Raw genomic sequence first — 11,446 nt, 5'->3', positions numbered from 1 at the left:
GCGGGGGGGGCACGCCAACTGGCTGCTGGATCAGTTTGGCCCGACCGACGCGGTGCTCAGGCTGGACTCGCTTGACGCCAATGCCATCGTCTTCGCGGGCACGCTGGAAATTCGCATGGGTATCAATGTGGACACGGTGGTGCGCGCCGGGCGCAGCATCATCACGGGCGGGGGCATCCGCGCCGGCGAAACCATCATGGCGGGCGAAAACATCACGGCCGCCGCCAACATCGCAAGCGGCGGCGAGATCCACGCGGGCGGCGACATCAGCGCGGACTGGGGCATCGAGTCGGCCTCGCGCCTGGAGTGCCGTGGCAACGTGCGCGCCAAATGGGACATCTGCGCGGGCCAGGACCTGGCCGTCACCGGCCACTTGCATGCAGGCCAGGACGTGCGAGCGCAAGGCGCCATCCAATGCGGCCAAGGCATCAAGGCGGGCGGCGATGTGCGCGCCGACAACGCCATCAGCGCCACCTCCGGCATTCAGGCCGGTGGCGCCATCCAATGCGGCGACCATCTGGCCTCGGGCTGGGGCATGATCGCCGGGGGAGACATCCGAGCCGACGGCTCCATCCGCGCCGGTGAAGGCGTGAAAGCAGACGGCGTGATCCAGGCCGGCGACGGCCACGGGGTCTACGCCGGACTGAGCGTCAGGTTGGACGCCTGGTCCGTTTGCGCCCGGGTCGTTGCGCGATCGCGGCCTGCCCAATTGGTCAGCGGGCACTGGGCTGGCCCCAGCACCGTGGCCGACGGCGACGTTGATGCTGACGGCGAGGTCGATGCTGACGGCAACGTAGACGCAGACAGCAACGACATTGCAGGCAGCACTGCCAACGCGGGCAGCACCCGCCAGGCGAGGCCCCTGCCGGTCAGCCCCGCCTTGGCGTAACCCCGGGGGCTTGATGCCGCAACACCAGCATCAAGCCCAGCAAGATCGCGCCCATGCCGGCAAGGCTAAGCCCCGACAGGCGGTTGCCCAGCACCAGGTAATCCAGGGCTGCCGTGCCGGCCGGCACCAGATAGAACAGGCTGGTGACGTTGACCAAGTTGCCGGCCTGGATCATGCGGTAGAACAGCAGCGTCGCGCCGATAGAAATCACCAGCCCCATCCAGACCAAGGGCAAGATCAGGCCGATGCTCCATTGCGCTGCTATCGGCTGGAACGGCGCCAGCAACAGGCACAGCGCCAGGCTTACCGCGTACTGCAAGGGCATGACATCCAACGGCGCCTGCGTGACGCGCTTTTGCAGGATGGCCCCCGCCGTCATGCTGGCAAGGGCAGCAAACGCGAACGCCATGCCGGCTACTGAGAAGCGCGCCATGCCGATGCTTTGATACACCACCATGACCAGGCCCGCCAACGCCAGCAGCAGGCCGGCGATGCGCGCCGGTTCATAACGCCGTTCCATCAGCGCCAAGGTCAGGATGGGCTGCGCCCCCAGCAAGGTGGCCAGTACGCCCGGCGTAATGCCGTGGTCCAGGGCCAGCAGATAACAGATGGAATAGACGCCGATCAGCAACAGGCCGGTTGCCGCGACCATCGCGCGCGTGCCCGGCGCGGGCAACCAGCGCTTGCGGTGGATGCAAATCAGCAGGAGCACCGACAACGCCAGAAGGAAACGCAGCAGCAGAAAGCCGAAGGCCGACGCATGCGACAGCCCCCATTTGGCGAAGATTGCGCCGGCGCTCCACAGCAGCACGAACAAGGTTGTGGACCCGTAAGCGGCCCACGAGATGCGATTCGAAAACATGAGATTTCACCTGTCAGGGTATGCACAGGCTCCAGACCGATAGCCGACGGCCGACAAGCGCGCACGCGCATGGCGCACGTCTGTCGCACACTGAAGGACTATCTATGAACGGGAGCTGGAGCCGGGAATGGTGGGTCGGCGATCAGCCGATCACGACCACGGCGGGCGGGTTCGCGCCACGGACCCCGCCGACGGGCGGCGAGACGGGCGGCGACATCACCGCAGAGAAGACAGGAGAAACGACGGGAGAGGTGGCAGAACAAATGCCAGCAGAAAGCGCAGGGGAAAACCCGCGGCCCGTCACTCGCGCCGAGCCTCGGCGCATGCCGTCGGCCGCTGCGGCTGCGGCGGCAAGGGCAAGGCTGGCGAGGGGCGTGAAATCGGGCATCCGCACAGACTACCGACCGCCCCTTTTCCCGTCAAGAACCTTAAGCGCCGATGCGCCGCTGTTCCACGCCCATGTCACGCCAGGCGTCGCCGTGGCAGGTGAACATCAGGATCTGGTGGCGCGTTGCCGCGTCGAACAATGCGCGTTTCATGAAGTCGCGGCGGGCGTCGTCGGTGTGCACCAGTGCGTCGTCCAGCAACAGCAAGGTGGGCCGCCCGGCCTCGCGCAGCAGATCCGCATACGCAAAACGAGCCAAGATGCCGAGTTGCTCGCGCGTGCCGAAACTAAGCGCATCCAGCAAGTCTTCGCCCTCGGCGCGGCGCAGCGCCGTGGGCAGCAAGGCCTCGTCCAGCCGCAGCGCGGCGTCTGGAAACAGCAATGCCAGGTAGTGGTTCAAGCGGCGAGCCAGCGGCGCCTGCAAGCGTTGCGTGGCGGCGGCGCGCTTGTCGGTCAGCAGCTTCTGCAGCAAGTCCAGCGCGGCCGCGCGGCGCGATAGCTCATCACGGCGACGCGCCAGCCGTTCGCATGCCGCGGTGGCTTCCGACAGGCGTTCGCCCAAGCCCTGCGCGCCGGCTTGATCCAGCTTGCCCTGCAATTGAAGGATGTCGCCATGCCGCTTGTGTTGCGCCTCGCGCTCGATCGACGCCGACTTTTCATAGCGTTGGACATCTTGCTCGGCCAGTTCGGGCCGGTGTTCCGCCAGCGCGGCTTGCGCCTCGCGCACGCGACGGTCCAGGTCGTCGTGTGCGCTGCGCACTTCGGCCAAGCGGCCGGCGCGTGCCTGCCGCTGCGCGGCGCGTTCGGCGGATTGCATATCCACCGCGCGTGCCGCCGCCTGCCCTTCCAGCAGTTGCGCGCGCGCCAAGTCCGCATCCAGCGCACGCTGAGTTGCCGCCAGCGATGCGTCGGCCTGCGCGGCCACCGCCGTGGCTTCGCGCAATGCCTGGGTGGCGGCAGACAGGTTGTCTTCACCCGCCAGCCCCGCAGCGGGCAGCTTGGCCAGCCGCTCTTGCAACGGCACGCGGCGGGCCAGGGCCTCGTCGCGCTGGCCGCGCAACACATCCACGCCCTTGGGCGCATGGATGGCCAGCGTCTTGCGCATGCCGTCAAGCTCGCGCTGCAACGCCGTATAGCGCGCATGGCGCTGCTCGGCATCGGTCAGCGTTGACACGCCCAACCGTTCCAGCAAGGCTGCCCACGCCGCTTGCAGGCCGACTAGCTCGCGTTGCAGTGCGGGTAGATCCTGGCCGCCCGGCTCTATCCGGAAGCGGCCCACGCCGGGCAGTTCAAGGTTGGCGGCGGACGTCAGCAACACTTGGTCGGCGCCGGTAAGCGCCCGGCCATCCAACGTTGCCTGGCGCCCTGGCTCAAGTTGGTACGACAAGCGTGTTGCGATGGCTTGCTGGCGCAGTTGCAGATTGGCCAGTTCACGTTCGGCCTTGCGCAGTGCGTCGATGTCGCCGTCGGCGATTTCAATGCGCAGCGCTTCGGCCTTCAGTGTTGAGCCCTGTTCGATCAGCACGGTGACGGCTTTGAGCGCATCGTCCAGCCGTTCGACTTCGGCATTCAACTGGGCCAGTTGGTGTTCGAGGTCGCGGCGATCGGTTACGGCCTGAACGGCGGCCACCCGCAAGCGGGCGGCGTCGACCGCGGCGGCATGCGCCTGCTGTTGTTGCTGCGCGCGAGCCAACGGCGCTTGCGCCGCGTCCACCCGAGCGCGCGCGCCCTGCGCTTCCTGCACCAGCGCCTGGTAATCGGCTTCGTCTTGTTGATCGCGCCGCACCTGGTCTTGCAGCAAGGCCAGCGTTTGCGCGGCTTGCGCCTGTTCGCGGCGCAGACCGTCAAGTGCCTCGCGTTGTTTCGCCACCGCCGCCAGCCGCGCGCGTGCATCAGCGGCCTTGGCCTCGAAGTCTTTCCAGGGTTCGTTGGCCTGGGCGCGTTCGTGCTCGCGGCGCAGTTCGGCCAGGCGGTCCACGTCGGCGTTCAACTGCGCCATGGCTTGCGCGCAATCGTCGCGTTCGGTGGTGGCGCGCGCCAGGGCGTCTTCGGCGTCTTTATAGATGCCCTTGGGGCGGCCGTTGCGCGCATCCAGCAAGGCGGCGCGTTCGGCTGACACGCGCTCAAACAGGCGGTCGCCATCGCTTGAGGCCAGCTCGCCGGACAACTGCGTCAGCGCATCGCGCAAATGCGTGCCGGCGTAAGACGCCGCCGCTTGCAGATTGTGGCCGTCGCCTTGCTGAATCCACAACAAGCCGGGGATGCCGGCCAGATCCGGCTTGCTTTGCCCACGGCCCGGCAGTTCAAAGCCCAACAAAGCGGCCAGCGCGTTCTCGGCTTCTTCGCCATCCAGGCGCTGCGCGCCGTCGTCGATCAGCAATTCACAACGGGCGCGCGACAGGAATTGCTTTTTCAAGACATAGGTATGGCCGGCATGCGCGAACGACAGCTCCACGCTGGGCCGCGCGCCAGACTCGCCATGCGGCGCCAAGTCCGCGACCTTGCTGGTGCTGTAGCGTTCAAGAAAGGCCGCGCGTATGGCGGCGGCAACGGTGCTTTTTCCGGCCTCGTTCGCGCCCACGAACAGGTTCAAGCCGTCTTGCAGGCCGTCCAGCACCAAGGGTTGGCGAAACTTGCGGAACTCTTCAAGCGCAATCTTTGACAGCTTCATTTGGCGGCCCCCATGGCGCTTTCGCGCTGGAACCGCAATAACAAGCGCAAGGCCTCACCTGCCACCGCAGCCTGCTCGCCCTCGCCTTGCATGCTTTGCAACTGCGCGGCCACGTCGCCCACGTAGCCACTGGCGCCCAGTTCGGCCAGATCAGCCTGGTCAGGCTCCAGCCGCAAGCCGGACAGGTCGGGCAGCAAGGCACGCACCTGCGCGGCGGCCTGGTCCACGGCGCGTTGCAGCGCGTCCCAGGTTTCCATATTGACGTGGCCTTGCACGTCCAGCCGCAGGACATCGTCAGCGCGCAACGCCGCCAGGCGCTCTGCCAACGCTTGGGCGTCAGTGGGCAGGCTGATGGTTTCTGCCCAGGCCGACCAGCGGTACTTGCCGATGGCGATGCGTTCGACCACAGGCGTGGCCCCCGGCGCATCGATGTGCACGTCCAGCACGTAGCCCGGCTCGTTGCCGCGAAAGCGATCCTGCTCGGGCGTGCCGGCGTACCAAGTGTGTGCGTCGATGGACAGGCAGCCGTGCCAATCGCCCAGCGCCAGGTAGTCCAGGCGGGCACGGGCGGCGCGGTCGGGCGCGATGGGGTTGGTGGCGTCGATGGTGTCGGGCAAACGGCCCGCCACGCTGCCGTGGGCCAGGCCCACTCGCACGCGGCCGGCTTCGGTGTCCAGCGTGTCGAAGGACTGTGTCACGTCGTCGTAGGTATGGCGTTGGGTCAGCGGCGCGGCCAGCACGGCCAGGTTGATGGCGGGCAAGTCCACCACGCCGATGCGCGTCGGCACGTGTACGTTGGCGGGAATGCAGTCCAACTGCGCGGCGCGGCTCCAGACGCTGTCGGCCAAGGCGGCGTCGTGGTTGCCGGCAATCATGACCCAAGGGCCGGCATAGGCAGCCATGGCGGCGAAGAGCCGGCGGATGCTGCGGTCGGACACGCCTTGCGTATCGAAGACGTCGCCCGCCACCAGCACGGCATCCACACGGCGTTCGGCGGCAAGCGCCGCGATACGCGCCACCACATCAAAGCGCGCTTCGGCCAGGATGGCGGCGTCGTCGGTTTCAAACTGGCCGTATTGACGGCCGATCTGCCAGTCGGCGGTATGCAGGAAATGAGTCATGCGCCGATTTTGGCATAAGCCGGCACCCGCCAAAGCGGCAGCGTGCCGAATCCGTCACGCCGACTCAGCGCCCGTTCAAGCGCCCTTGCCGTCCAACACCAGGGACGGGCTGGACGCCGCGCCGCGCTCGTAGCGCGAGATGCCCAGGCCGTCGGTGCGAATGGCGGGGCGCTGCCCCATCACCTGATCGGCCACCAGCTTGCCGGAGCCGCAAGCCATGGTCCAACCCAGCGTGCCGTGGCCGGTATTCAGGAACAGGTTGCCGTAACGGGTGGGCCCGACGATCGGCGTGCTGTCCGGCGTCATCGGGCGCAGGCCGGTCCAGAATTCAGCCTGGGCCACGTGGCCGCTGTCGGGGAACAGGTCGTTGACGACCAGTTCCAGGGTCTTGCGGCGGGCGTCCTTCAAGCGCAGGTCGAAACCGGATAGTTCGGCCATGCCGCCCACGCGGATGCGGTCGTCAAAGCGGGTGACGGCGATCTTGTAGGTTTCGTCCAGGATGGTGGAGACGGGCGCGGCGGCCTCGTCTTTCATGGGGATGGTCAGCGAATAGCCCTTGACCGGGTAGACCGGCAGATCCAGGCCCAGCGGCTCAAGCAGGCCGCGCGTGTAGCTGCCGAAGGCGGCCACGTAGCGGTCGGCCGTCAAGACTTCGTTGCCCACGCGCACGCCGGTGATCTGCCCGCCTGCCGTATTCAAGCCGGAAACGGTCTGGTTGTAGCGGAAGTCCACGCCCAGCGCGGCGGCCATCTCGGCCAGCCGCGTGGTGAACAGGCGGCAGTCGCCGGTTTCGTCGTTGGGCAGGCGCAGGCCGCCGGCCAGCTTGTGGATCGAGCGCGCCAGGGCGGGCTCGGCCGTGACAAGGCGGTTGCGGTCCAGCAGTTCGTAGGGCACGCCCACTTCTTCCAGCACGGCGATATCGCGGCGGGCGGCCTCCAACTGGGCGTCGGTGCGGAACAACTGCAAGGTGCCGCGCGTGCGCTCTTCATAATGAATGCCGGTGGACGCGCGCAGTTCGCGCAGGCAATCGCGGCTGTATTCGGCCAGGCGCAGCATGCGCTCTTTATTGACCGAATAGCGGTCGGCCGAGCAGTTGGCCAGCATGGCGGCCATCCACTTCAATTGGTACAGGCTGCCGTCCAGGCGTATCGCCAAGGGCGCGTGCTTCTTGAACAGCCACTTGATGGCTTTCAGCGGAATGCCGGGCGCGGCCCAGGGCGTGGAATAGCCCGGCGAGACCTGGCCGGCGTTGGCGTAGCTGGTTTCCTGGGCGGCGGCGGGCTGGCGGTCCAAGACCGTCACGCGGGCACCCTGACGGGCGAGATAATACGCGGTCGTGGTGCCAATAACGCCGCTGCCTAGGACGATTACATGCATGATTCTTTCCGTATTTGGATTTACTCAGTTATTTCGGTAGTCTATGACCCCAATCGCAGTGAAAAGCACTGATTATTTCCCTTTGGCAGCGCTTTTTCTGGGGCACCCCCTGTTTTCCGATCGGCAAAAGTGAAATGCGCGACCTAGACCGAATTGACCTGAAAATCCTGGAAATCCTGCAGCGCGAAGGCCGCATTTCCGTTACCGATCTGGCCGAGCGGGTCAGCTTGTCGGCCACCCCCTGTTCGGACCGGGTCAAACGGATGGAACGCGAAGGCGTCATCACGGGTTACCATGCGCGCGTCAATCCAGCAGCGTTGGGCAAAAACCTGCTGGTCTTTCTAGAGATCAAGCTATCGGCCAAATCCGGCGACGTGTTTGACAAGGTCAAGAAAGAGCTGCTGTACGTGCCCGAAGTGATGGAATGCCATCTGGTGTCTGGCGATTTCGATTACCTCGTCAAGGCCCGCCTGACGGAAATGAACGAATACCGCCGCCTGCTGGGCGAAATCCTGAAGCGCTTGCCGGCGTCGGCGGAGTCCCGCAGCTACATCGTTATGGAAGAAATCAAGGAAACCCTGTATCTGCCGGTGGATCGGTAGTTGCCACGTCGGCACTGGGGCAAGCGCCCCACTGGATACGCGGTTTGTTACGGGCGCGCGCGCCCGCGGCTGCTATGCTGGCGGCCCTCTGACCCGTGCTGCCCAACCCTGGTCCGACCCCAATTCTTTAGTCCCTGCCTATGAATCGCCTCTATAAATATTTTTTCCGCGGCCTGATTACCGTGCTGCCGCTGGCCCTGACCATTTACCTGCTCTACATCTTCCTGGCGTGGACGGAAGCCGTGGCGCTGACGTTCCTGCGCCCCTTCATCGGCGGCTTCTACGTACCGGGCATGGGGCTGGCGCTGGGCATCCTGGGCATTCTGGCCATCGGCTATCTGGTGTCCAAGCAACGCGTGCAGAAGTTTCTGACCGTGGTGGAAATGCCCTTCACCAACCTGCCGGTGGTCAAAAGCATTTATTCATCACTGAAGAGCTTTGCCGATTACTTTTCGCCCAGCTCCAAGAACACGGCGCAACAGGTCGTTATCCTGCGCGTGCCGGGCCAGCAGTTGGAACTGGTGGGCCTGGTGACCCGCCGCAGCATGGAAGGCTTGCCCGAAGGGTTTACGCAAGGCGACCGCGTGGCCGTCTACCTGCCCATGGGCTACATGATTGGCGGTTACACCGTGTTTGTGCCGCAAGACTGGGTGCAGCCCATCCAGATGTCGGTCGAGGAAGCCATGCGTTCGTCGCTGATCGCCTGGATGGCGCGCGCCGAGAACAACAGCCGCCCCACGGCCCCGCCCGTGCCGGAGACGCCCGTGGCGCCCCCGCCGCCCCCGCCCGCCAACACGAATAGCGGCGACCCGGCCTGACCGGCTTTTCACCTATCCCTTTCCGCGCAACCCATGCCCATTATTGAATTCACGCTTGCCGAAGGCAGCCCCTATATTGAAATCAACCAGCTCTTGAAAGCCACCGGCGTCTGCGACAGCGGTGGCGCGGGCAAGATGATGGTGGCCGACGGCCAGGTCAGCGTGGGCGGCGTCATCGAAACGCGCAAGACCGCGAAGATCCGCGACGGCCAGATCGTCACTTGCGGCGACATCCGCATCGTTGTGCGAGCCCCGCAATGAAACTCAAGATGGCCAAGAATTCCATCTTCGCGGTGCTGCTGCGCTCGCCGTGGTGGATGAGCGCGGGCGTGGCCGTGCTGCTTAGCGCCGGCGGTTTTGCCGCGCTGCCGCTGGAGTACGCGGCGATGGGTGTGTTCGCGGCGGTACCGTTCGCGGTCATTGCCATCATGGCGGCCTACAAGCAGTTGCGGGCACCGTCGGAAACGCGCGTGCAAGCCGTGGCCGAAGCCACCGCGGCCATGTCCTGGGCCGACTTCGCCAACACCGTTGAAGCCGGTTTCAAGCGCGATGGCTGCGAGGTCGAACGCCTGCAAACGCCGGGTGCGGACTTCGCCTTGAGCAAAGACGGCCACGTGGCAATCGTCAGCGCCAAGCGCTGGAAGGCCGCGCGCGTTGGCGTGGAGCCGCTGCGCGAACTGCAAGCCGTGCGTGAAAAGCGTGGCGCGCGCGAAGCCATCTACATCGCCCTGGGCGACGTGTCGGACAACGCCTGGAAATATGCCAAGGCACAAGGCGTGTCGCTGATGACGGCGCCGGAACTGGCCAAGCTGCTGCGCGACCTGAAGGTCTGAGCCAGTCTGCCCGTCGTGCCTTTGCGTTCCCTCCGGATATTCCAATGACTTACCGCATTCTTGCCGACCTGGTACTTGTCGTGCACGGGCTTTTTGTTGCCTTCGTGGTGTTCGGCGGGCTGCTGGCGCTGTGGCGACCGCGCATGGCCTACTGGCATCTGCCGGCGCTGGTGTGGGGCGCGGTCGTGGTTGGCATGGGCTGGATCTGCCCCCTGACCCCGCTGGAAGTGTCGCTGCGCCAACAGGCGGGGCAACAAGGCTACGCGGGCGGCTTCATCGAACATTATTTGCTGGGCATCATCTACCCCGATGGCATCACCCGGACCACGCAGATGGTGCTGGCCGCGCTGTTGATCGTCGGCAATATCGTGGTGTATGCCCTGTGGGCACGCCGACGCCGGCGTGCGCGGCGCGAGGCGCCCCACCGCCGGTAGGCGTATGGGCAAGGTCTGAGACCCAAGCCTGGGGATGGGGTTTGCGAATCTGGGGCTGGTGAATCCGGGGTTTGCAAATCCGGGCTTGCAAAGCTGGCGCTTAGAGACCCTTGGCTTGCAAATCCGCGGATTACGCGCGACGCGGATTACAAACCCCGCGCGATCACCAGCCGCTGGATGTCGCTGGTGCCTTCGTAGATCTGGCACACGCGCACGTCGCGGTAAATGCGTTCGACCGGGAAGTCTTTCAGATAGCCGTATCCGCCCAAGGTCTGGATGGCGGCCGAACACACTTTCTCGGCCATTTCGGATGCGAACAGCTTGGCCATGGACGCTTCCATCAGCGCCGGTTTGCCGGCTTCGCGCAGCGCCGCCGCATGCAGCACCATCTGGCGCGCGGCATGGATCTGCGTCGCCATGTCGGCCAGGCGGAACGCCACGGCCTGATGTTCCATGATGGGCTTGCCGAAGGCCTGGCGATCACGCGCGTAATCGCGCGCGCATTCAAAGGCGGCCCGCGCCATGCCCACCGATTGCGACGCGATACCGATGCGCCCGCCCTCCAGGTTGGCCAACGCAATCTTGTAGCCCTGCCCCTCCTCGCCCAGCCGGTAAGCGGCGGGAATGCGCATGTCTTCAAACGCGATCTGGCAGGTGTCCGACGCGTGCTGGCCCAGCTTATCTTCCACCCGCAGCACTTGATAGCCGGGGGTGTCGGTCGGCACGATGAAGGCCGAGATACCGCGCTTGCCGGCGTCGGGGTCGGTGACCGCGAAGACGATCACGGTCTGGCCGCTCTTGCCCGACGTGATGAATTGCTTGGCGCCGTTCAAGACGTAGTCGTCGCCGTCGCGGCGGGCGCGGGTGCGCAGGCTGCTGGCGTCCGAGCCCGCTTGTGGCTCGGTCAAGGCAAAGCCGCCGATGTGCTCGCCGCTTGCGAGCGGCCGCAGGAATTGCTCTTTCTGCGCGTCGTTGCCGAACTTCAGGATGGGCATGCAGGCGACCGAATTGTGCACGCTCATGATCGTGGAGCATGCGCCGCTGCCGGCCGCGATTTCCTCCAGCGCCACGGCATACGACACGTAACCGCTGTCGTTGCCGTCCCATTCCTCGGGCACCAGCATGCCGAAGAAACCCAACTGCGCCATCTCTTGAATGGCGTCGGCGGGATAGTGGTGGTCACGGTCCCAGCGCTCGGCGTTTGGCGCCAGGCGTTCCATGGCGAAACGGCGCGCCATCTCCTGGATACTGAGTTGCTCTTCGGTCAACAGCATGTTTTGTCTCCTGGGTTGCCAGGGCTGGCGCAGGATGGGCGCCGCCCGCCTTGTTCTGTCGTATCGCGTCGGGGTGTGGACGCGGCACGGAAGTCGAGGATACACCGTCGACTACGGGTGCGCGGCAAGGCTTTTCGCATCAAGAACTTTTGATGTTGCGTGAAAATCGACAATCGAATT

At 65.6% G+C, this 11,446-nt stretch carries 11 protein-coding genes; 6 read left to right on the top strand and 5 right to left on the bottom strand.

The annotated features are described in order from the left end of the window. The coding region (locus ACE04A_RS15980) for a hypothetical protein (protein ID WP_485820297.1) at positions 1-889 on the top strand (889 nt) is incomplete at its 5' end. On the opposite strand, the gene ACE04A_RS15975 is transcribed toward ACE04A_RS15980, so the two are convergent. From ACE04A_RS15975 to ACE04A_RS15960, 4 genes are all read right to left on the bottom strand, one after another. Beyond that, positions 870-1,751, bottom strand: coding sequence for a DMT family transporter (locus tag ACE04A_RS15975; RefSeq protein ID WP_448718728.1), 882 nt, complete (start codon positions 1,749-1,751; stop codon positions 870-872). The genes ACE04A_RS15980 and ACE04A_RS15975 overlap by 20 nt on opposite strands. 428 nt (positions 1,752-2,179) lie before the next feature. Continuing rightward, on the bottom strand, positions 2,180-4,807 hold the full coding sequence (locus ACE04A_RS15970) for an AAA family ATPase (protein WP_485820296.1): 2,628 nt from the start codon (positions 4,805-4,807) through the stop codon (positions 2,180-2,182). Then, positions 4,804-5,928, bottom strand: coding sequence for a metallophosphoesterase family protein (locus tag ACE04A_RS15965; protein WP_448718726.1), 1,125 nt, complete (start codon positions 5,926-5,928; stop codon positions 4,804-4,806). The genes ACE04A_RS15970 and ACE04A_RS15965 overlap by 4 nt, the downstream gene beginning before the upstream one ends. Before the next feature lie 75 nt (positions 5,929-6,003). After that, positions 6,004-7,305 (bottom strand): D-amino acid dehydrogenase, encoded by a 1,302-nt coding sequence (locus ACE04A_RS15960; protein ID WP_259248020.1) that lies wholly within the window; start codon positions 7,303-7,305, stop codon positions 6,004-6,006. Between the two features lie 134 nt (positions 7,306-7,439). Between ACE04A_RS15960 and ACE04A_RS15955 the strand changes: the two genes are divergently transcribed. The 5 genes from ACE04A_RS15955 to ACE04A_RS15935 all read left to right on the top strand — a co-directional run bounded on the left by ACE04A_RS15955 (position 7,440) and on the right by ACE04A_RS15935 (position 9,992). After that, positions 7,440-7,907 (top strand): Lrp/AsnC ligand binding domain-containing protein, encoded by a 468-nt coding sequence (locus ACE04A_RS15955; protein WP_050446963.1) that lies wholly within the window; start codon positions 7,440-7,442, stop codon positions 7,905-7,907. 140 nt (positions 7,908-8,047) lie between these two features. Continuing rightward, the gene (locus ACE04A_RS15950; RefSeq protein WP_279996117.1) at positions 8,048-8,725 is read left to right on the top strand and encodes a DUF502 domain-containing protein; all 678 of its coding nucleotides are present in this window, start codon (positions 8,048-8,050) and stop codon (positions 8,723-8,725) included. A 33-nt stretch (positions 8,726-8,758) separates the two neighbouring features. Further along, entirely contained in the window at positions 8,759-8,986 is a 228-nt protein-coding gene (locus ACE04A_RS15945; RefSeq protein ID WP_100855956.1) for an RNA-binding S4 domain-containing protein, read from the top strand. Further along, positions 8,983-9,558 carry a restriction endonuclease gene (locus ACE04A_RS15940; protein WP_100855957.1) on the top strand — a complete coding sequence of 192 codons (576 nt, stop codon included), beginning with the start codon at positions 8,983-8,985 and terminating at the stop codon, positions 9,556-9,558. Before ACE04A_RS15945 ends, ACE04A_RS15940 begins: the two co-directional genes overlap by 4 nt. Positions 9,559-9,602: 44 nt before the next feature. Beyond that, positions 9,603-9,992: a DUF2784 domain-containing protein gene (locus ACE04A_RS15935; protein WP_259248025.1), complete on the top strand. Its 390-nt coding sequence runs from the start codon at positions 9,603-9,605 to the stop codon at positions 9,990-9,992. Between the two features lie 146 nt (positions 9,993-10,138). On the opposite strand, the gene ACE04A_RS15930 is transcribed toward ACE04A_RS15935, so the two are convergent. Next, positions 10,139-11,266, bottom strand: a complete 1,128-nt coding sequence (locus tag ACE04A_RS15930; RefSeq protein ID WP_259248032.1) for an acyl-CoA dehydrogenase family protein — start codon at positions 11,264-11,266, stop codon at positions 10,139-10,141. Positions 11,267-11,446 lie beyond the last annotated feature (180 nt).

The sequence above is a fragment of the Achromobacter colocynthidis genome, from assembly GCF_057334535.1.
This window is presented reverse-complemented; position numbering and strand designations above follow the sequence as displayed.

Bases quoted from the DNA above. Each gene is read 5' to 3' on its own strand.
- ACE04A_RS15975 (WP_448718728.1), bottom strand. From the start codon at position 1,751: ATGTTTTCGAATCGCATCTCGTGGGCCGCTTACGGGTCCACAACCTTG.
- ACE04A_RS15970 (WP_485820296.1), bottom strand. From the start codon at position 4,807: ATGAAGCTGTCAAAGATTGCGCTTGAAGAGTTCCGCAAGTTTCGCCAA.
- ACE04A_RS15965 (WP_448718726.1), bottom strand. From the start codon at position 5,928: ATGACTCATTTCCTGCATACCGCCGACTGGCAGATCGGCCGTCAATAC.
- ACE04A_RS15960 (WP_259248020.1), bottom strand. From the start codon at position 7,305: ATGCATGTAATCGTCCTAGGCAGCGGCGTTATTGGCACCACGACCGCG.
- ACE04A_RS15955 (WP_050446963.1), top strand. From the start codon at position 7,440: ATGCGCGACCTAGACCGAATTGACCTGAAAATCCTGGAAATCCTGCAG.
- ACE04A_RS15950 (WP_279996117.1), top strand. From the start codon at position 8,048: ATGAATCGCCTCTATAAATATTTTTTCCGCGGCCTGATTACCGTGCTG.
- ACE04A_RS15945 (WP_100855956.1), top strand. From the start codon at position 8,759: ATGCCCATTATTGAATTCACGCTTGCCGAAGGCAGCCCCTATATTGAA.
- ACE04A_RS15940 (WP_100855957.1), top strand. From the start codon at position 8,983: ATGAAACTCAAGATGGCCAAGAATTCCATCTTCGCGGTGCTGCTGCGC.
- ACE04A_RS15935 (WP_259248025.1), top strand. From the start codon at position 9,603: ATGACTTACCGCATTCTTGCCGACCTGGTACTTGTCGTGCACGGGCTT.
- ACE04A_RS15930 (WP_259248032.1), bottom strand. From the start codon at position 11,266: ATGCTGTTGACCGAAGAGCAACTCAGTATCCAGGAGATGGCGCGCCGT.